This is a genomic window from Bradyrhizobium sp. NDS-1 (assembly GCF_032918005.1).
Classification (GTDB): Bacteria; Pseudomonadota; Alphaproteobacteria; order Rhizobiales; family Xanthobacteraceae; genus Bradyrhizobium; species Bradyrhizobium tunisiense.
On the sequence record NZ_CP136628.1, the window covers coordinates 6,596,403 to 6,614,922 of the forward strand.

20 protein-coding genes are annotated in these 18,520 nt (G+C 65.1%); 6 read left to right on the forward strand and 14 right to left on the reverse strand.

The genetic code is table 11. The annotated features are described in order from the left end of the window. Positions 1-27 precede the first annotated feature (27 nt). The 10 genes from flgG to motA form a co-directional block, all read right to left on the reverse strand. Positions 28-816: a flagellar basal-body rod protein FlgG gene (gene flgG / locus RX330_RS30725; RefSeq protein ID WP_212088468.1), complete on the reverse strand. Its 789-nt coding sequence runs from the start codon at positions 814-816 to the stop codon at positions 28-30. A gap of 18 nt (positions 817-834) precedes the next feature. Beyond that, positions 835-1,164, reverse strand: a complete 330-nt coding sequence (locus tag RX330_RS30730; protein ID WP_212088466.1) for a flagellar hook-basal body complex protein FliE — start codon at positions 1,162-1,164, stop codon at positions 835-837. Between the two features lie 2 nt (positions 1,165-1,166). After that, the gene (gene flgC / locus RX330_RS30735) at positions 1,167-1,583 is read right to left on the reverse strand and encodes a flagellar basal body rod protein FlgC (RefSeq protein ID WP_100174722.1); all 417 of its coding nucleotides are present in this window, start codon (positions 1,581-1,583) and stop codon (positions 1,167-1,169) included. An 11-nt stretch (positions 1,584-1,594) separates the two neighbouring features. Next, positions 1,595-1,996 carry a flagellar basal body rod protein FlgB gene (gene flgB / locus RX330_RS30740; protein ID WP_317240976.1) on the reverse strand — a complete coding sequence of 134 codons (402 nt, stop codon included), beginning with the start codon at positions 1,994-1,996 and terminating at the stop codon, positions 1,595-1,597. A 64-nt stretch (positions 1,997-2,060) separates the two neighbouring features. Beyond that, positions 2,061-3,146 (reverse strand): flagellar biosynthesis protein FlhB, encoded by a 1,086-nt coding sequence (gene flhB, locus RX330_RS30745; protein ID WP_212088461.1) that lies wholly within the window; start codon positions 3,144-3,146, stop codon positions 2,061-2,063. A gap of 13 nt (positions 3,147-3,159) precedes the next feature. Then, on the reverse strand, positions 3,160-4,200 hold the full coding sequence (locus RX330_RS30750) for a flagellar motor switch protein FliG (protein WP_212088459.1): 1,041 nt from the start codon (positions 4,198-4,200) through the stop codon (positions 3,160-3,162). Positions 4,201-4,202: 2 nt separating this feature from the next. Next, positions 4,203-4,592, reverse strand: coding sequence for a flagellar motor switch protein FliN (fliN, locus tag RX330_RS30755; RefSeq protein ID WP_212088451.1), 390 nt, complete (start codon positions 4,590-4,592; stop codon positions 4,203-4,205). A 76-nt stretch (positions 4,593-4,668) separates the two neighbouring features. After that, complete coding sequence (locus tag RX330_RS30760; RefSeq protein ID WP_212088448.1) at positions 4,669-4,983, reverse strand: hypothetical protein; 315 nt, start codon at positions 4,981-4,983, stop codon at positions 4,669-4,671. Further along, entirely contained in the window at positions 4,964-5,905 is a 942-nt protein-coding gene (locus tag RX330_RS30765; protein ID WP_212088446.1) for a flagellar motor switch protein FliM, read from the reverse strand. Before RX330_RS30765 ends, RX330_RS30760 begins: the two co-directional genes overlap by 20 nt. Continuing rightward, the gene (gene motA / locus RX330_RS30770) at positions 5,902-6,798 is read right to left on the reverse strand and encodes a flagellar motor stator protein MotA (protein ID WP_212088444.1); all 897 of its coding nucleotides are present in this window, start codon (positions 6,796-6,798) and stop codon (positions 5,902-5,904) included. Before motA ends, RX330_RS30765 begins: the two co-directional genes overlap by 4 nt. Before the next feature lie 144 nt (positions 6,799-6,942). Here motA and RX330_RS30775 point away from each other — a divergent pair, with 144 nt between their 5' ends. The 5 genes from RX330_RS30775 to RX330_RS30795 all read left to right on the forward strand — a co-directional run bounded on the left by RX330_RS30775 (position 6,943) and on the right by RX330_RS30795 (position 12,685). Further along, complete coding sequence (locus RX330_RS30775; RefSeq protein ID WP_212088442.1) at positions 6,943-7,728, forward strand: DUF1217 domain-containing protein; 786 nt, start codon at positions 6,943-6,945, stop codon at positions 7,726-7,728. A 3-nt stretch (positions 7,729-7,731) separates the two neighbouring features. Further along, positions 7,732-8,460, forward strand: a complete 729-nt coding sequence (gene flgF, locus RX330_RS30780) for a flagellar basal-body rod protein FlgF (protein ID WP_212088440.1) — start codon at positions 7,732-7,734, stop codon at positions 8,458-8,460. 42 nt (positions 8,461-8,502) lie between these two features. After that, positions 8,503-9,828, forward strand: coding sequence for a flagellar protein export ATPase FliI (gene fliI / locus RX330_RS30785; RefSeq protein ID WP_212088431.1), 1,326 nt, complete (start codon positions 8,503-8,505; stop codon positions 9,826-9,828). 761 nt (positions 9,829-10,589) lie between these two features. Next, positions 10,590-11,225: a MarR family winged helix-turn-helix transcriptional regulator gene (locus RX330_RS30790; RefSeq protein ID WP_212088429.1), complete on the forward strand. Its 636-nt coding sequence runs from the start codon at positions 10,590-10,592 to the stop codon at positions 11,223-11,225. Between the two features lie 395 nt (positions 11,226-11,620). Further along, positions 11,621-12,685 carry a ketopantoate reductase family protein gene (locus tag RX330_RS30795; protein ID WP_317240978.1) on the forward strand — a complete coding sequence of 355 codons (1,065 nt, stop codon included), beginning with the start codon at positions 11,621-11,623 and terminating at the stop codon, positions 12,683-12,685. Positions 12,686-12,703: 18 nt separating this feature from the next. Here the strand turns inward: RX330_RS30795 and RX330_RS30800 are convergent, their stop codons facing one another. After that, positions 12,704-13,288, reverse strand: coding sequence for a LysE family translocator (locus RX330_RS30800; RefSeq protein ID WP_317240979.1), 585 nt, complete (start codon positions 13,286-13,288; stop codon positions 12,704-12,706). 258 nt (positions 13,289-13,546) lie between these two features. Here RX330_RS30800 and RX330_RS30805 point away from each other — a divergent pair, with 258 nt between their 5' ends. Continuing rightward, positions 13,547-15,058: an ATP-binding protein gene (locus tag RX330_RS30805; protein WP_317240980.1), complete on the forward strand. Its 1,512-nt coding sequence runs from the start codon at positions 13,547-13,549 to the stop codon at positions 15,056-15,058. Positions 15,059-15,061: 3 nt separating this feature from the next. Here the strand turns inward: RX330_RS30805 and RX330_RS30810 are convergent, their stop codons facing one another. From RX330_RS30810 to RX330_RS30820, 3 genes are read right to left on the reverse strand one after another with little or no spacing between them, the layout of a single operon-like run. Continuing rightward, positions 15,062-15,802 carry an ABC transporter ATP-binding protein gene (locus RX330_RS30810; protein WP_317240981.1) on the reverse strand — a complete coding sequence of 247 codons (741 nt, stop codon included), beginning with the start codon at positions 15,800-15,802 and terminating at the stop codon, positions 15,062-15,064. Further along, positions 15,799-16,641, reverse strand: a complete 843-nt coding sequence (locus RX330_RS30815) for an ABC transporter ATP-binding protein (protein ID WP_317240982.1) — start codon at positions 16,639-16,641, stop codon at positions 15,799-15,801. Before RX330_RS30815 ends, RX330_RS30810 begins: the two co-directional genes overlap by 4 nt. After that, entirely contained in the window at positions 16,641-18,464 is a 1,824-nt protein-coding gene (locus tag RX330_RS30820) for an ABC transporter permease (protein ID WP_317240983.1), read from the reverse strand. Before RX330_RS30820 ends, RX330_RS30815 begins: the two co-directional genes overlap by 1 nt. Between the last annotated feature and the right edge of the window lie 56 nt (positions 18,465-18,520).

An 18,520-nucleotide genomic window follows, 5' to 3' on the forward strand; every position in this document is an offset into this window, starting at 1 on the left:
ACCCTGTTCAACATCGAGACACCGGAACTAGCGCATGCCCTTCGAGACGGTCTGGGCCATTTCGTCCGAGGCCTGGATGACCTTGGCATTCATTTCGTAGGCGCGCTGCGCCGAGATCAACTCGGTGATTTCCTTCACCGGATCGACGTTCGACGCCTCGAGCCATTTCTGGTTGATCTTGCCGTAACCGGAATCGCCCGGCAGGCCGACGACCGGCGTGCCGGATGCCGTCGTCTCCTTGTAGAGATTGCTGCCGAGCGGCTCGAGGCCCGCTTCGTTGGCGAAATTGGCGAGGTTGAGCTGGCCGATCTGCCGCGGGTTGATTTCTGTGTCCAGCTTGGCGAACACCTGCCCGGTCTGGTTGACCGTGACCTCGACGGTTCCCTGCGGTATCGTAATCGCGGGATCCAGCAGATAGCCGTCGGTCGTGACGAGCTGGCCGTTGGCGTTGGGGGTGAACGACCCTGCGCGGGTGTATTGCACCTCGTTGTTGGGGCCGAGCACCTGAAACCAGCCGCGGCCGTTGATCGCGAGGTCGTAAGGGTTGCCGGTCTGCGTGAGCGCGCCCTGGATGTGCAGCTTGCGGATCGCCGCCGACTTGACGCCGAGACCGAGATTGGCGCCCTCCGGCACCGGCGAGGAACCGTTGACGTTCGCCACGCCCTGCATGCGGTCCATCTGGTAGAACAGATCGGTGAACTCCGCGCGCGCCCGCTTGTACGACGTCGAATTGATGTTGGCGATGTTGTTCGCGATGACTTCGATGTTGGTCTGCTGGGCGTTCATGCCCGTGGCCGCAATGGCGAGCGATTTCACTTATCCCACTCCTTCAGATCAGATCGACATCCGGACGACTTCCTGGTAGGCCTGCACGACCTTGTCGCGAACCGCGACCGCCGTCTGCAGGGCCTGCTCGGCCGACATCAGCGCCTCCACGACGCGCCGCGTCGATTCCTTGCCCTGCATTGCCGAGATCGACGCCGCTTCGCCCGCCTTCAGCGTCCCGATCGCGTCCGTCGTCACCTGCTTCATCACCGATTCGAAGCCGACATCGTCGGAGGGCTGGATCGCGGTCGGCGCCGCAGGCGCGATCGCCTGCGTCTCGGTTGCGCGAGCCGCCGCCTGTCCTGCAGAGATCGCCGTGGATGAAATCGCCTCAAGCATTGTCAGCTCCTTAGGAGATCGATGGTCATGCCGAGCATCGACCTGACCTGTTTCACGACCTGGAGATTTGCTTCATAGGACCGGTTGACTTCGCGCATGTCGGCCATCTCGATCATCATGTTGACGTTCGGCAGCTTGACGTAGCCGGCCTTGTCTGCGGCGGGATGTCCGGGATCGTACTCGACGCGGTAGGGCGTGGTGTCGACGCCGATTTCCTTGACCTTGGCGAGCTGCGAGCCCGACGCGCGATCCATCGCGGCATCGAAGGTGATCGTCTTGCGCTGGTAGGGATCGGCGCCGGCGGTGCGTCCCGTCGAGGTCGCGTTGGCGAGGTTTTCCGAGACGATGCGCATGCGCGTCGATTGCGCTTCGAGCCCGGAGCTCGCGACCGTCAGCGAGGCGCTCAGTGAGTCCAGCATGTCAATTCACCTCAGGCTTTCGCACCGGCCAGGACCATGCGGTGGAACGACCGCACGATGGCCAAATTCATCGAATAGTCGCGGCTGACGTCGCTGCCCTTGATCATTTCCTGCTCGAGGCTGACGGAATTGCCGGAGTGAACCACTTCCCAGCTGTCCTTCTTCGCGGTCGCGCGCGTGTCGGTCTCGGCCGCGGCCAATTGCAGGTGCGAGGGCGACGTCGTGGCGAGCCTCACCGGCATGCCGTCGAGCACCTTGTTGAAGGGCTCGACGTCGCGCGCCCTGAAGCCCGGCGTGTTGGCGTTGGCGACGTTGGTGGCGATGGTCGACTGGCGGAGCTCAAGATAGCGCGCCTGCGACGATGCGAGTTCGAAGAGATAAAGCGGTCCCACGACAGCCCCGTTCTGGTCCATTCGGGAGAAGCCTAGGGCGTTAAGCTTTCGTCAAGCTGTTGGGCCGGAGGTCGTCCTCGGAATTCTACTGGACCTTCTCGGTGCGCGGAGTCTGTTTCGACTGGAGGAAGTAGATGATCTCGGCGACGGGCCGGAAGAACTCCGCCGGAATCACCTGATCGACCTGCACCGCCTCGTAGAGTGCGCGCGCCAGCGCCTTGTTCTCGATGACGGGAATCCGGTTCTGCTCGGCGACCTCGCGGATCTTCAGCGCGATCACGTCCATGCCCTTGGCCACCACGAGCGGCGCGGGGTTTTCCTCGCGATTGTAACGCAGCGCGATCGCGAAATGCGTCGGGTTCGCGATCACCAGGGTCGCGCGCGATGCGGACGCGATCATCCGCTGCCGCGAGCGGTCGCGCGCCAGCGAGCGCAGGCGCGCCTTGATCAGCGGATCGCCCTCCGCCTGCTTGTGCTCGTCCTTGATCTCCTGCTTGGTCATGCGCAGCTCACGCCGCCAGTGGAAGCGCGCCCAGGCCAGATCGATCGCCACCAAGACGATGGTCGCGATGCAGATCGCCGAGACGATCCGCATCGCGATGTTGAGAATCATCTCCGGCAGCGCGACCGGATCGGTGTACATCGCCTCGAACGCCTTCGCTTCCGATGCGCGCAGCACGAAGACGACCACGGAGGTCACTGCGGCGAGCTTGAACAGCGACTTGGCGAACTCGACGAGCCCCTGCGTTCCGAAGATCCGGCTCCAGCCGCTGATCGGAGAGATTCGCGACAGATTCGGCTTGATGCGGTCGAGCACCAGGCGCGGCGCATTTTGCAGCAGCGAGGCGGCCAGCCCGAATACCATGAGGATGACGACCAGCGGCACCAGAAATCGCAGCGCCTGGAGGCCGACCACGGCGAGCAGGTTCTGCGCATCCGCGCCGTTGCTGAGCGGGAAGCCTTCGGGGTCGTCCAGCAGGCTCGTCAATGTCGGCGTCAATTGCTGCACGCCCTGACCGATCAGGAACGCCTGAATGACCAGCAGCGCGGCCATCGACGCAAAAATAGAGGCCTCCCGAGAGACCGGGATCTTGCCCTGTTCGAGCGCATCTCGGACTTTCTTCTCGGTCGGCTCTTCTGTCTTGCTCTCCTGATCGGATGATTCTGCCATGCCCGTTCAGCGGTCAGCGGAAGACCAGCTCATCCTCCTGCTCGGGGTTGAGCTCGATTTCGCCCTTCTCCGCGAGCTCGAGCGCGAGATCGGTGATCACGCGCCGCGCCTCAAGCACGTCGCGCTGGTTCGAAGGCTCGCCGATGGCGAGCTCGTGCTCGACGACGCGGCGGACGCGCGAGGCGACCGAGGACAGGATCAGCTCGCGGAAATGCTTGTCGGTCCCCTTCAGCGCGACGACGATGCGATCGGTCGGCACCTGGTCGAAGATCATGGTGCGCGCCTTCGGCGTCAGGTTGGTCACGTCGTCGAAGGTGAACAGCAGCTCCTTCAGTACTTCGGCCGATTTCGGCCGCTTTTCCGACAGGCTCTTCAGCATGTCCTCGATGTGTCCGCGCTCCATCTTGTTGATGATGTCGGCGACGCGCGCATAGGTGTCGGCGCCGAGATTGCGGGCGAAATTGAGCGTCAGGTCTTCGTGCAGCGTCTTCTCGAGCACCTTCATGGCGTCGTCGACGATCGGCTTGAGGCTCAGCACGCGCCGCATCAACTCGTTGCGCAGGCTCGAGGGGAGCTGGCTCATCACCTTGGCGGCGCAAGACGGCTTGACCTTGGACAGGATCAGCGCCGCGGTCTGCGGATGCTCCTTGGAGAGGTAGGTCGCCAGCGAATTTTCCGACACCGACGAGACGCGATCCCACACCGACCGGCTCGAATTGCCGAGCAGGTCCGACATGATCGCCGACACTTGGTCGGCGGGAAGCACGTCGCCTAGCACGGCCTCCAGGCCACCGAGAGTCCCCAGAATGTTCGCGCCCATCGAGAATTGCTGGGCGAACTCCTCGACGATGGATTCGAGCTCCTGCGCCGTGATCGGCCGCAGCTCGGCCGCGGCCTTGGTGACGATGCGAATGTCCTGCGGCTCGAATTGCGCGAGCACGCTCGCGGCCGCCTGCCGGCCCATGGCCAGCAGGAGCGCGGCGACCTTTTCCGTTCCGCCCAGCGCGGCAACGCCTCGCTGCTTGACGGGAGCGATGCCGACCTGTGCCGCCATGGTCAGCTATCGCCCTGCCCCAGCGGTCCTACGATCTCCGTGAGCGAGACGCCGAAGCGGGAATTGTCCTCTTCAACGACGACCACCTCGCCGCGGGCGACAATGCGCCCGTTGACGACGACGTCGACGGGCTCGCCGACCCGGTGATCGAGCGGAACCACCGCGCCGCGGCCGAGCTTCATCAGGTTGGCCACCGGAATGGTCGCCGATCCCAGCACCACCTGCATGGTGACGGGAATGCGCAGGATCGCATCGACATTGGCGAACTTCCCGCTCTCCTCCGCCGTGCGCGCTGCAATCTCCGCCAGCCGCTCCAGCGGAGACGTCTCGGTGTGGCCCTCGTCGGAGTCCGGGGCTCGCGCGGCAGATTCGTAGTCGAAGGATTGCGCCATCTGGTATCGCCTCTTGGTATTTCCGCTCCCGGAGCGTCGTGACGTTCCGATCGTGTTGGTTCCGCCGGCTTCGGCTTCAGTGCTTGTTCACCTCGGTGCCGCCCACGGTCGCGGCCGGCGCGAGCCCGCTGCGGGCATCGAGCGCCGCGATCGCGTCGTGGGCCTGATCGATCTTGGTGCTCAGCACGTTGGCGAGCCGTCCGAGATTGGCCGTGGAATCATGCGCCGCGGTGATGACCGTGTCGAAGGCGCCCGCCGTCTCGTGGACGATGGTCGAGAATTCGCCCTGATAGCTGCGCAGCCGCGCCAGCTCGCGGTGCATCCGGGTTACCCGCAGGCTGGTGAAGGCCAGCGCCATCAGCAGCACGACATCAACGAGATAGGATATCATCGACGAACTCCCGTTTCTGATCGACGGGATCGGCCACCTGCATGGCGTAATAGCCATCGAGCTGGCCGATCTGACACCAGAACAGCACCTGATTGTTGCTTTCGAGCCGGGCGAGCGTGCGCGGCGTCGCTTCGAGCTCGAGCACCTGCCCAACCCTGAACTTCACGACGTCTTCCAGGGATATCATCTTCTCGTCGAGCACCGCGCTCAGCGTCACCTCGGTGCGGTGAACCTCGCTCTCCATCTGCTCGCGCCAGCGCGGATCGGAGGCGCGACCGTCGCTGACGACGACATGAGCCAGCTTCTGCCGGAGTGGGTTGAGCGCCGAGTGCGGAATGATGAGGAACATCTGACCGCCGCGGTAGAGCGCCTGCACCATCATGTTGGCGCAGATCGACATGTTGCTGGCGCGCCCGATCGCCAGCGAGGCCATCGCGGTCTCGACCCGCTCCACGCGGAAGGTAACGTTCGACGTGCCGGCAAAGGCGTTCTGCAGCGCCTTGGCGAACCGCTCGAACAGCGCCTGGACCAGGCGGATCTCGATGTTCGAGAACGTTCGTTCGACATCGAGCGGCGGTTCCGCCCCGTCGGATCCGAACATCGCCTCGACCATCGTAAAGACGAAGTCGCGGTCCAGCACGATGATGACGCGCGAGTCCCACTGCTCGGCATAGAGCACCGCAGCGACCGCGTTGCCCTCGTAGTCCTTGATGATGTCGCCGAGCGGATCGTTGGTGATGCCGTTGACCGAGAAATAGCAGGGCGTTCCAGCCATCGGCTGCAGGCTGTCGGTGCAGGATGCCGCCATGCGATCGAAGATCACATTGAGCATCGGCATGCGTTCGATCGATATGCCGGCGGCATCCAGCAGGTAGTTCGGGAGCTGCTTCTTCTGACCGACGCCGGCGTCTTCCATCATCATGCGCGGGCAGCCTTGGGTTCGGGCTCGGTGGCGACGGCCTTGGGACCTGCGATCGTCTCGTTCTCCACGACGTCGATCGACGGCCGCTCGCTGCTCGCGATCATCTTGCGGCCGTGCTCGACGGCGATCTGCGGCATGGCGCCGTTCATGAACGCCAGCAGCGTCTGCTTGACGATGATATAGGGCCGGCACTTCTTCTCGCGCGTCATTTTGATCTTGATCGCGAAGGGCGAAAGGACGCCGTAGGACAGGAAGATGCCGGCGAAGGTGCCGACCAGGGCCGCGCCGATGAAGCCGCCCAGCAGCTTGGGCGACTGGTCGAGCGCGCCCATCGCCTTGATGACGCCGAGCACGGCGGCGACGATGCCCAGCGCCGGCAACGCCTCGGATACCGTCACCAGCGCATGATAGGGCGCCAGCTTGCCCTTCACGATGGTGTGGATCTCCTCGTCCATCAACGCTTCGATCTCATGTGTGCGCGCGTTGCCCATGATGATGAGGCGAACATAGTCGCAGATGAACTGGAGCAGCGAGGGATCCGCGAGCACGCTCGGGAACGCCTTGAAGATCTCGGATGACGAGGGATCGTCGATATGCGCCTCGACTTCGTTGCGGCCCTTGCCGCGAAGCTCGCGCATCAGGGCGTGAAGTGCCCCGAGCAGATCAAGGTAGTAGCGCTGGCCGGGCACCGCGCCGGTGACGGCCTGCATGCAGGCCACCCCGGTGTCCACGACCGTCTTCCACGGATTGGCCACGATGAAGGTGCCGACCGCGGTCCCCATGATGATCACGAACTCCCAGGGCTGCATGAGCACGGCCAGATGCCCGCCCATGGCGGCAAATCCGCCGAGCAGCGCCGCCACCGTGATGAAAATCCCCACGAAACTGAGCAACGCGCCACTCCATCGCCGATCCCACCGGGAATATCTAGTCGGCGAGCCTTGCGCGAAGCTGGCTTCCCGCATCGCCAGCCTCACGCAAGCAATTGGCGGCAGCTTGGGACGGCGTCGCAACAGCGGCCAGAGAGGGCGCGTGTCATGCTATCCACCATCGCGGACTACACCAGGCTGACCAGGGACATGGGCAAGTCGCTGACGCAGGTCGCAAGACAGCCGGATGTCAGCCGCGAGACCGATTACTTCCTGAGCCATATCGGCAACGTGAAGACGATCGACGACTTCCTGAAGGACTATCGCCTCTACTCCTACGCGATGAAGGCCTACGGCCTCAGCGACATGACCTATGCCAAAGCGTTCATGCGCAAGGTGCTGACCGAGGGCGTCGCGAACAAGAACACCTTCGCCAACAAGCTGACCGACACGCGTTACCGGGAATTCGCCACCGCCTTCAATTTCGCCGCGCTCGGCAGCAATGCGACGAAGACCGCCCAGGCCACGACCGGGACGGCGACCCACTATGTCACGCAGACGATGGAGCAGAAGGCCGGCGACCAGAACGAGGGCCTGCGGCTGGCGCTCTATTTCACCCGCAAAGCATCCACGATCACGACCGCCTACCAGGTCCTCGCGGACAAGGCGCTGACGCAGGTGGTTCAGACCGCGCTCGGCCTGCCCTCGACGATCAGCGCGGCCGACATCGACGCCCAGGCCAAGATGATCACCAACAGGGTCAAGCTCACCGATTTCCAGGACCCGGCCAAGGTCACCAAGTTCGTGCAGCGCTTTGCGGCGATGTGGGATGCGACCCGGGCCCAGAGCGACGGCTCGACCAGTCCCGCGCTGGTCCTGATCGGCGGCGCATCCTCGGCCGGCATGGATATCGACATGCTCTCGAAACTTCAGTCCCTCCGGCTCGGAAAGTAGCTCATGCAATCGGCCCTCTATGTGGGATTGTCGGCGCAGGTCGCGCTCGAAAGGCGTCTCCAGACGATCGCCAACAACGTCGCCAACGTCAACACGGCGGCGTTCCGCACCGACGTGGTGAAGTTCGAAACGGTGCTGTCCAAGGCTGGCCCGAACCCCGTTGCCTTCTCCTCGCCCGGCGACAACATCATCTCCCGCGAGATGGGCAACATCACCGAAAGCGGCAACCCGCTGGACGTCGCCGTGGTCGGACAGGGTTGGATAGCCTTCGCCGGTCCCAACGGCACGGTCTATACCCGGGACGGCCGGCTCCAGATCGCCTCCAACGGCGACCTTCAGACCGTGAGCGGCTTCCCCGTCGTCGATTCCGGCGGCGCGCAGATCACGCTGGACCCGAACGGCGGACCGATCTCGATCGCGCGCAACGGCGCGATCACCCAGGACAACAACGAGATCGGCACCATCGGCCTGTTCAACATTCCCACTGACGCCAATCTCGAGCGCTACGGCAATTCCGGCGTGACGCCGGACCGGCCCGCGACCGCCATCGCCGACTTCTCCCGCGACGGCTTCAAGCAAGGCTACGTCGAGGGCTCCGGCGCCAACCCGATGATGGAATTGACCAAGCTTATCGCGGCCTCGCGCGCCTTCGACGGCGCCAATTCGATGATCGAGGGCACCGAGAGCTCGCTGCAGAATGCCATCCGGACGCTGGGCGAACCCGGCAAATAGCCCGCGCCTCGCGCGAACTGACTTTGAGGTTGGACTGATACCTTGAACGCTCTTCGGCAACTCGAGTGGGCGCTGCTGGAGCTTCAGCAGAACACTCCCCTGGCAAGCGTCAGCGGCGCGATCTCCGAGATCGCGCCGACGCATTTCCGTGTCTCCGGCCTGTCGCGCTTCGTCAGGCTCGGCGAGCTCATCGGCGTCGATTCGGGCGGCAAGGCCCAGATCGGCGAAGTGGTGCGGATCGACAGCGAGGGCATCGTTGCCAAGCCGTTCGACCGGCAATTTGCCGGCGGCCTCGGCTCGGTCGCCTACCGGATGCCGCCCTTGTCCTTTGCCCCCGATCCGAGCTGGAAGGGCCGCGTCATCAACGCCCTCGGCGCACCGCTGGACGGGCTCGGCCCCCTCACCCCGGGACCCCGGGCGGTCTCGGCGGAGGCTGAGGCGCCGTCGGCCATGAAGCGCGCACGCGTGCACAAGCCGCTGCGCACCGGAGTGCGCGTCATCGATCTGTTCGCGCCGATCTGCGCCGGTCAGCGTGTCGGCATCTTTGCCGGCTCCGGCGTCGGCAAATCGACGCTGCTTGCGATGCTCGCCCGCAGCCAGGGTTTCGACACCGTCGTGCTGGCGCTGGTCGGCGAGCGGGGCCGCGAGGTGCGCGAGTTCATCGAGGACGTGCTGGGCAATGATCGTCAGCGCGCCGTAACCATCGTGTCGACGGGTGACGAAAGCCCGATGATGCGGCGGCTGGCGCCGAAGACGGCCATGGCGGTCGCCGAATATTTCCGCGACCGCGGCGAATCGGTCCTGCTGATGGTCGATTCGATCACCCGTTTCGCCCACGCCGCCCGCGAGGTCGCGCTGGCCGCCGGCGAGCCCGCGGTCGCGCGCGGTTACGCACCGACGGTTTTCACTGATCTGCCGCGCCTGTTGGAACGCGCCGGCCCCGGCGAGGAAGGTAGCGGCACGATCACCGGGATCTTCTCCGTGCTGGTCGATGGCGACGATCACAACGAGCCGATCGCCGACACCATCCGCAGCACGCTCGACGGGCACATCGTGCTCTCCAGGCACATCGCCGATCAGGCGCGCTATCCGGCCGTCGACGTTCTGGCCTCGGTGTCGCGCCTCGCCCATAACGTCTGGGACCCCGAGGAGCGCGAATTGGTGAGCAAGCTGCGCGCCATGATCGCCAAGTACGAAGATACGCGCGACCTTCGCCTGATGGGCGGATATCAGACGGGACGTGATTCGGGCCTCGACCAGGCGGTCGACATGGTTCCGAGAATCTACGGCGCGATGCGGCAAGACACTTCGGCTCCTCCGAGCGCCGATCCGTTCCGCGAGCTCCGGGACATGCTCAGGGGCGACTAGCAGGTCGAGAGGTCTGGCCGGCGCGCCACGCCCTCGCCCATCGCTCCTCGTTATCGACAGACGATTGCGCATGCGCCCACGCTTCCAGCGCATGCACGCACATGGCTGCCTGTGATTTCCATCGTCCGCACGTTCCACCGTTCGGGTGAGAGGATGGGACGGTGGCGATGGAAGGGGGCGATTCGGGTCAAGATCTACAACAACCGCCGCGTGCATTTCCTGTGAGTTCCCCTTGTCGCTCCACGACGGATCGTACTAGTTGTGGATGACCCGGCGATATACGCCGTCGTCATGCACAAGCTTCGATCAACTTGCATCAACGACAGACAATCACGCGCCGTGCAATCAAACCGTCGCATAGTTGCGTACATGCTGCTCGTCGCGAAACGTATGGCGTTCACCGCGTTCACCATCATGTGTTCTGGTGAGCGAGATTGTCTTGAACGTTACATTCGGCTGCAACGACATCGATCTGCGCGAGTGTCTTGACTTGATTTTGTTGAGAAGCTCAGTCATCGTTTTGGTTGATACAAGAAACGTCTGCTCGTGACTTGAACTTTAGGGGCCTCGGTTGAACTACTCCGATCCATCGTCTGCTCGCGGCGGCGACTCGGGCTCCCATGTGGCGACGACGCTAGAGCTGGACACGATTTGCTCATCGGACATCTTCAGCCGTCCGGTGTCTCTCGACGAATCCGTGAGCCATGGCGCATCGCGGCTTCGGAACGCCGCGGACGAAGTTCCGGGGACGAGGTAGATCCATGCCGTTGGCACGAGAGGCCGTCGAGCTGCTGGTTCAGGCGGCGAGGGCCTGGTATTTCGAAGGCAATCAGCATGGATTGCGCGATCGGGAATGGATGGCGCTGCGTTTTCTCGGCCGCGCCAACAGGTTTTCGCGCACGCCGTCCGCGCTCGCCGGCTTCATCGGCGCGACCAGGGCGACTGCGTCGCAGATCGTGAAGACGCTGGAGAGCAGGTCGTTTCTGGTGCGGAAGCCGTCGCACGAGGACAAGCGTTCCGTCGTCCTGCACGTCACCGCCCAGGGCGAGAAATGCCTCAGTCAGCACGACCCGATCAATCACGTGGTGAATGCGGTTACGGCGCTCGGGACCGACGAATGCGTCAGGCTGCGCGACTCGCTCCGCCAAGTCCTCAATCACCTCGATGCAGCGCATCAGCGGCTCGATGCCAGCATCTGCCGGGACTGCATGTTTCTCGCCGAGCGCGGCCCGGGCACCGGCAAGGGACGCGCAAGCGCCGAATTCATGTGCCGGCTGTATCGCGCTCCTGTCTCGCTCGAAGAAACGGAACTGCTGTGCACTAGTTTCGAGCGCACCCGTGACCGCCCGAAGATCGAAGGGCATCTCGACCGCGCGCGAATGGCGAGCCAGGGCTGAGACGCGGGCCGCGACGCCGCCGGCGAGATGCACATCTTTGTCACCGTCGTATGACCGCAGGCCCGGCCCCGCGTTTCGACCGGCTCGCGGACCGCCTTATTCGTCCGGCCAGGCGACCTATGCCGCAATTCCGAATTTCGCCAAGGAAGAATATTCTTGCGAGTTGACTGGTGGCACCACAACCACCTTGCGGAGCCCGAACGGCCCAGCCTGATCCGGGACGGTGCGAGCTGCCAAGTGCGGGCAACCAGGTGCGGGGCAACCTGGATCCCGGCAGCTCCTTGTATGCATTATCCCAGTTGCCATCCCCGCGCACTTCGCTTTACATGCCGGCAACTCGCCCGCGGATGACGGCCGGGGCTGAAAAATCGCATACATTGTCAAAGGGACGGAGCATGGCGCGCAACATATTGATTCTCGGGGCTTCTTACGGCTCGCTGCTGGGCACGAAGCTCTTGATGGCGGGGCACAACGTGACCCTGGTCTGCCGCGCCAAGACCGCGGAGCTGATCAACCGCGAAGGTACCGAGGTGCGCATCAAATTGCGTGACGAGGCGGTGCATCGGGCGATTTTTTCGCGCAACCTGCCCGGCAAGCTCGACGCCGTGACCCCCGCCAATGTCGATCTCTCCCGCTACGACCTGGTCGGCCTTGCGATGCAGGAGCCGCAATATACCAACCACACAGTGCGCGTGCTCATGGTCAAGATCGCCGCAGCGAAGCTGCCGTGCCTGTCGATCATGAACATGCCGCCGCTGCCCTATCTGAAGCGGATCCCGGCGCTCGCCGACATGGACCTCGAAGAGGCCTACACCAATGCACAGGTGTGGGAGCGGTTCGAGCCGGGCCTCGTGACGCTGTGCTCACCCGACCCGCAGGCCTTCCGTCCGCCGGAAGAAGCCGCGAACGTGCTGCATGTCGGCCTGCCCACCAATTTCAAGGCGTCGGTTTTCGCCGACGAGAAGCACAACAAGGTGCTGCGCGAGCTGGAGGCTGACATCGACGCGGTGACGCTCGACGGTCACGACGTGCCGGTGAAGCTGAAAGTGTTCGAGTCCCTGTTCGTGCCGCTGGCGAAATGGTCGATGCTGCTGACCGGCAACTACCGCTGCATCACGCCGAGCGAGCCGCAGTCGATCCGCGACGCCGTGCACGGCGACCTCCAGCGCTCGCAGACGATCTACGATCATGTCGATGCCATCGCGCGCCGCCTCGGCGCCGATCCGCAGGACCAGGTGCCGTTCGCGAAATACGCCAAGGCCGCCGAAAGCCTGCTCAAGCCGTCGTCGGCGGCGCGCGCGGTCGCGAGCGGCGCGCCCTTCATCGAGCGCGTCGATCTGCTGGTGAAGCTGATCTCGCATCAGCTCGGCGTGCCCAATCCCGAGATCGACCGCACGGTCGACACCGTGGACCAGAAGCTGAACGAGAAGATCGTGCAGGGCGGATCCGGCGCGCAATAAGCGCGCCGTTTCGACGCTTCAAGCCGTCAGGAACGATTGAAGCCAGACGAGGCCGGTCACCGCCACAAGCGTGACCGCGCCGGCGCGCGGGACCAGGTCGGGATGCCCGAGGCGACGGGCGCCGCGGCCGAGCGTTGCGCCCAGAGTGATCCACGCAGCGCCAGCCGTGAGAATCTGAAGCGCGATCACGCCGAACCAGGGCAATAGCTCGAGCGGCCCGGCCTCGAGCGGCAGGAGCAGGAAAGCGAAGACGAGCGCTTTCGGGTTGAGCAGCGTGGCAAGCAGCACCTGGCCGAACGTCACCGGCGCGCCATCGCGCAGCTCGCGCGTGTTGACCCGCCAGAGCATGAAGGCAAGGCACAGGATGTAAACGGTCACCGCGACGCGAAGTACGAGCGCCGCGATCGGGATGTCGCTGACGACGGAGCCGAGGGCCAGCCGCAGCAGGGCAATCGCCAACAGATAGCCGGCGAGCTCGGCGATGAGCAGACGAAGCGAGCGCGCAACGCCGATCCCGGCGCCCGAGGTCGCGAGCAAGGTATTGGTCGGCCCGGGCACGGCCAGCAGGACGTAGGTCGCTCCGAAGAGGGTCAGGAAGCTCATGCGGCTCGATTAGCAGGCAGGGGCCCGGATGGATTTGATCTTCGTCATCGAATCCGGCCCAAAGAGCCGGAACCGGCGCATCCGGTCAGAACCCGGTTGCCATTTTGCGAAAACGTTGCATCCCCGCACATCTACGGCAATCCAATGCGCTTGAACGCCGCCGTGGGCAACGCTGCATGATCCGTCCCGTGCCGCTCGACGCGCCGCGGCAGGGTTGATAAGCCCCTGTCCGCAGATGACGGGGACTTGAGTCGGGACATGACGGTTGCGATCGAGATGGGGCAGACCACGGCGGGCGCCCCGGCCGCCATGGACCTCGAGGAACTCCTGGCGACCCGCCTCCTCGTGCAGGGCAATTCGGGCTCCGGCAAATCGCATCTCTTGCGACGGCTGCTGGAGCAGAGCGCGCCCTGGGTGCAGCAGGCCATCATCGACCCCGAAGGCGATTTCGTCACGCTCGCCGAGCACTTCGGCCATCTCGTGATCGAGGCCGAGGATCACACCGAGCGCGGCCTTCAGGTCGCCGGAGAGCGCGCGCGGCTGCATCGCGTCTCTACCGTGCTCAATCTCGAAGGCCTCGACGCGGAGAATCAGATGCGCCGTGCGGCTGCGTTTCTCGGCGGCCTGTTCGACGTCAGCCGCGACCATTGGTATCCGATGCTGGTGGTCGTCGACGAGGCGCAGCTGTTCGCTCCGGCGGTTGCAGGCGAAGTCTCGGATGAGGCGCGAAAACTCTCGCTCGGCGCGATGACCAATCTGATGTGCCGCGGCCGCAAGCGTGGTCTCGCCGGCATCATCGCGACCCAGCGGCTGGCGAAGCTCGCCAAGAACGTCGCGGCGGAAGCCTCCAACTTCCTGATGGGCCGGACCTTCCTCGACATCGACATGGCGCGTGCCGCCGATCTGCTCGGCATGGAACGGCGGCAGGCCGAAGCCTTTCGCGACCTCGAGCGCGGACAGTTCATGGCACTGGGACCTGCGCTGGCGCGCCGTCCGCTACGCCTGAACATCGGCCCGACCGCGACCAGCCCGCGCAATTCCACACCGCGGCTGATGCCGTTGCCGGAGGCCGCGCTCGAGGACATGCGCGCGGTGATCCTGGCCGCCCCGCCGCCCGATGCCAGCCGGCCGCAGCGGCGGCCGGCGCCGGATCTGCTCGAGCAGCTCCGCGCCGCGAAGGCCGCAGCGCCGGAGATCCCGCCCAAAATGACCGACGCGGCGGTCAGCGCCGAGGAGCTCGCGGAGCGGCGCGAGCGCGTGGATCGTACGCTGCGTGCCGTGCTCGCCGAACCCGACGCCGGCTTCCGCGCCATCGGCGTGCTCTATCAGGAGTTCGTGGTCCGCTGCCGCATCGAGGGACTCGGCGCGGCCGTGCCCGATCTCAACGAATTCCGCCGCATGCTGACGCGCGCGCGCGCAGGGCTCGGCGCCGAACATGCCGAAGACGACGCATGGCAGGACGTGTCGCTGCGCGCCTCGATCCTGCCCGACGACATGCAAGGCGTGTTCATGATGATCGCGCGTGCCGCGAAGGAAGGCTGGCCGTGTCCCGGTGACGCCGCAATCGCGCGGGCCTATGGTTCGCATTCGCTGCGAAGGGCGCAGCGGCTGCTCGGCTATATGGAGGAGCAGGGCCTGATCGTGGTCCAGCTCGATGGCGGTGGGCGCCGGATCGTGACGCTGGTCGAGCTGGCCTGGGCCACGGCCCCTGGCGATCCCAATGGCGATGATCTGCCGGCAGAGCCAGCGCGGAGCGCGGCTTCGGCCTGAACGTCAGGCGGCCTCCGAGCCGCCGAGATAGGCGTCGCGGATGCGGGGGTCATCCTTTAGCGCCCGCGCCGGGCCTGACAGCACGATCTTGCCGGTCTGGAGCACATAGGCCTCATGCGCGATCTCGAGTGCGAGGCTGGCGTTCTGCTCGACCATGAACACCGAAACGCCTTCCTGGTTGATGGTGCGGATCAGCTCCAGCACGCGGTCGACATAGAGCGGCGACAGGCCCATGGTCGGCTCGTCCATGACGATCATCCGCGGCCTGCTCATCAGTGCCCGCGCCATCGCCACCATCTGCTGCTCGCCGCCGGAGAGCGAGCCGGCGCGCTGCGATAGCCGCTGGCCGAGCTTCGGAAACAGCGTCAGCATCTTGTCGAGGTCCTGCGCGATCGCCTCGCTGTCGCTGCGTACGAAGGCTCCCATCAGGATATTTTCGCGCACGCTCATGTCCGCGAACAGCCGCCGCGCTTCCGGCACCGAGGCGATGCCGCGGCGGACGATCTGCGGCGTGGAGAGGCCGAGCAGCGAGGCGCCGTCGAAGCTCACCTCGCCGGAGCGCGGCTTTACGAGGCCGAGGATGATCTTCATCGTGGTCGATTTGCCGCTGGCATTGCCGCCGAGCAGGCAGACGATGTGACCGCGTGCGACCGATATCGAGAGGTCGAAATGCACCTGGGCCTGGCCATAGAAGGTGTTGACGTTCGACAGCGCCAGCAGCGGTTCGGGAGAAACGTTCGTCATGCGGCGCTCTCCTGCTTTGTCGCGAGGCCGTGGCCGAGATAGGCCTCGATCACCTTGGGATCGCCCCGCACCTGTTCGCCCGGCCCTTCCGCGATCTTCTTGCCCTCGTCCATGACGATGACGCGGTCGGACAGGCGCATCACCATCTCCAGCTTGTGCTCGATCAGGAGAATGGTCAGGCCTTCCGCCTTGAGCTCGGAGACGAGACCCTGCATCTCCGCGGTCTCGGTCGGATTCATGCCGGCGGTCGGCTCGTCGAGCAGAAGCAGGCGCGGCTTCAGCGCGAGCGCACGCGCGATCTCGACACGGCGGCGGTTGGCATAGGAGAGACTATAGGCCGGCTGGTCGATCCGCGGCAGCAGCCGCTCGCCGAAGCGGACGAGAATGGCTTTCACCTCCTCGCGCAGTTGCTCCTCTTCGGCCTTGACGCTCGCGGGGCGCAGCAGCGCGAGACCCAGCTCCAGCAGCGGGCCGATCACCGGCACGGCCGGCTTCACCGCGCGCAGCCGCGTGTGAGCGCCGATCAGGACGTTGTCCATGACGCTGAGATTGCCGAAGACGCGGCCGAGCTGAAACGTGCGCGCGATGCCTTCGGCCGCGAGTCGTTCCGGCGCCAGACCCGTGACGTCCCGCCCTTCGAAGCTGACTGTGCCGGCATCGGGCCGGTCGAGCCCGGTCACGAGATTGAACAAGGTCGTCTTGCCGGCGCCGTTCGGGCCGATGATGCTGATGAGCTCGCCTTTGGCGAGATCGAGATCGATGGCGTCGACCGCGGTGAGACCGCCGAAGCGCCGCGTCAGCCCCCGCAAGGACAGCATCGAGTTGAGCTGCTCCGCCATCACACCGTCCCCAACAGACCCTGCGGCCTGAACCGCACCAGCAGCAGCAACACGACGCCGTAGATCAGGATGCGATACTCCGCCGCGATCCGGAACACTTCGGGCAGCCCGACCAGCGCGAGCGACCCGACAATCGCGCCGACGACGTTGCCGAGGCCGCCGAGAATGACGACGGTCAGCGCCAGGATCGATTGCTGGGTGTTGAAGGTCTCGTGGTTGATGTAGGAATACAGATGCGCCGCGATGCCGCCGCTGATGCCGGCGGCGAAGCCACCGAAGATGAAGGCCAGCGATTTGTAGCGGTTCAGACTGAGACCGTAGGCGCGCGCCGCAATGTCGTCGTCGCGGATGGCGCGGAAGCTGCGGCCGAGATGCGAGGTAAGCAAGCGTCCCTGCAGCAGCGCGAGCACGATCATCACGCCAAGGCTGAACCAGTAGACCGACGCCGGGCTGATCAGATCGTAGCCGAACAGCGACAGCGGCGGGATGCCGGAGATGCCGATCGGCCCGCGCGTGACGCTCTCCCAGTTCAAGATCACCAGTGCCACGATCTCGCCGATGGCGAGCGTCGCGATCGACACGTAGTGTCCGCGCAGGCGGAACGACGGCGAGATCAACAGCGTGCCGAGCGCCGCGCTCATCAGGCCTCCGCCGATGATGGCAAGGCCGACCGGAACGGCCAATGTCAGCGACAGCAGCGCGGAGGTGTAGGCGCCGATCGCGAGCAGCGCTGCATGACCGAGCGAAACCTGGCCCATCGTGCCCGCAACCAGCGTCAGGCTGAGCGCGAGCATTCCGAGCAGCCAGGCGTTGATCAGGGTCTGGAGCACGTAGAAGGACACCGGGAGCAGCGGCAGGATCGCAAACCCGCCAGCGGCAATGAGTAACGCCCAGCTCGGAATGCGCACCGGGCGGCTCGGGGCGATGAAGGTGCCGGTGAGCGGCTCGGGCGGCGCCTGCCGCGCGCTGACGAACAGGCCGTTCGGCCGCAGCACGAGCACGACGACCAGCAGCAGGAAGGCAAACAGATTGCGGTAGCTGGTGCCGAGCACGGCAACGCCGTAGCTTTCGACCAGCCCCAGCAGCAAGCTGCCGATCACCGCGCCCGGCACGTTGCCGGCGCCGCCGACGACTTCGGCGACCACGCCCTTGAGCGTCGCCTGAAGGCTCATCGCGGTATCGATCTGGTTGTAGTACATGCCGACCAGCAGGCCCGACACGCCCCCGAGCGCCGCCGCGATGCCGAACACGGCTTGATTGACGCGGTTGACGTCGACGCCCATCTGCATGGCGGCGTCGCGGTCCTGCGCGGTGGCCCGCACCGCCCAGCCGAGCTTAGTGTAACGCAGGAACACGAACAGCAGCAGCGCGCTGCTGAGGCCAACGCCGGCGATGAGCAGATCGAGCGGTCCGATCGTCCCACCACCGACCTGGAAGCGGATATCGGGCAACTGGCTCGGCAGCGCGCGCGGGTTGGGTGAGAAGGTCAGCATCACGAGCTGATCGAGCACGAAGCTGATGCCGATGGTCGCGAGCAGCGGCGCAATGCGCACGGAGTTCTGAAGCGGCCGCAGGCCGAACCGCTCGATGATCAGCCCGACGATTGCAGCCGCCGCGGCGACTACGATGATGGTGAGTGGCAGCGGCGTATGCAGCTGCACCACCGCCACCCAACCGACATAGGCGCCGACGAGATAGATCGAGCCTTGCGCGAAGTTGATCAGTCGGCTGACGCCGAAAATCAGCGCAAGCCCGACCGCAACGAGCGCGTAGACATTGCCGACGATCAGCCCGTTGATGGTGTAGTCGAGCCAGGAAGACAAACGCTGGTCCCCGCAGTGAAAGGAAGGCGGCCGGAGCGGCTGCTCCGGCCATCAGG

Coding starts and splice junctions, on each gene's coding strand:
- RX330_RS30730 (WP_212088466.1), bottom strand. CDS start 1,164: ATGCTTGAGGCGATTTCATCCACGGCGATCTCTGCAGGACAGGCGGCG.
- flgC (WP_100174722.1), bottom strand. CDS start 1,583: ATGCTGGACTCACTGAGCGCCTCGCTGACGGTCGCGAGCTCCGGGCTC.
- flgB (WP_317240976.1), bottom strand. CDS start 1,996: ATGGACCAGAACGGGGCTGTCGTGGGACCGCTTTATCTCTTCGAACTC.
- flhB (WP_212088461.1), bottom strand. CDS start 3,146: ATGGCAGAATCATCCGATCAGGAGAGCAAGACAGAAGAGCCGACCGAG.
- RX330_RS30750 (WP_212088459.1), bottom strand. CDS start 4,200: ATGGCGGCACAGGTCGGCATCGCTCCCGTCAAGCAGCGAGGCGTTGCC.
- fliN (WP_212088451.1), bottom strand. CDS start 4,592: ATGGCGCAATCCTTCGACTACGAATCTGCCGCGCGAGCCCCGGACTCC.
- RX330_RS30760 (WP_212088448.1), bottom strand. CDS start 4,983: ATGATATCCTATCTCGTTGATGTCGTGCTGCTGATGGCGCTGGCCTTC.
- RX330_RS30765 (WP_212088446.1), bottom strand. CDS start 5,905: ATGATGATGGAAGACGCCGGCGTCGGTCAGAAGAAGCAGCTCCCGAAC.
- RX330_RS30775 (WP_212088442.1), top strand. CDS start 6,943: ATGCTATCCACCATCGCGGACTACACCAGGCTGACCAGGGACATGGGC.
- flgF (WP_212088440.1), top strand. CDS start 7,732: ATGCAATCGGCCCTCTATGTGGGATTGTCGGCGCAGGTCGCGCTCGAA.
- RX330_RS30790 (WP_212088429.1), top strand. CDS start 10,590: ATGCCGTTGGCACGAGAGGCCGTCGAGCTGCTGGTTCAGGCGGCGAGG.
- RX330_RS30795 (WP_317240978.1), top strand. CDS start 11,621: ATGGCGCGCAACATATTGATTCTCGGGGCTTCTTACGGCTCGCTGCTG.
- RX330_RS30800 (WP_317240979.1), bottom strand. CDS start 13,288: ATGAGCTTCCTGACCCTCTTCGGAGCGACCTACGTCCTGCTGGCCGTG.
- RX330_RS30805 (WP_317240980.1), top strand. CDS start 13,547: ATGACGGTTGCGATCGAGATGGGGCAGACCACGGCGGGCGCCCCGGCC.
- RX330_RS30810 (WP_317240981.1), bottom strand. CDS start 15,802: ATGACGAACGTTTCTCCCGAACCGCTGCTGGCGCTGTCGAACGTCAAC.
- RX330_RS30815 (WP_317240982.1), bottom strand. CDS start 16,641: ATGGCGGAGCAGCTCAACTCGATGCTGTCCTTGCGGGGGCTGACGCGG.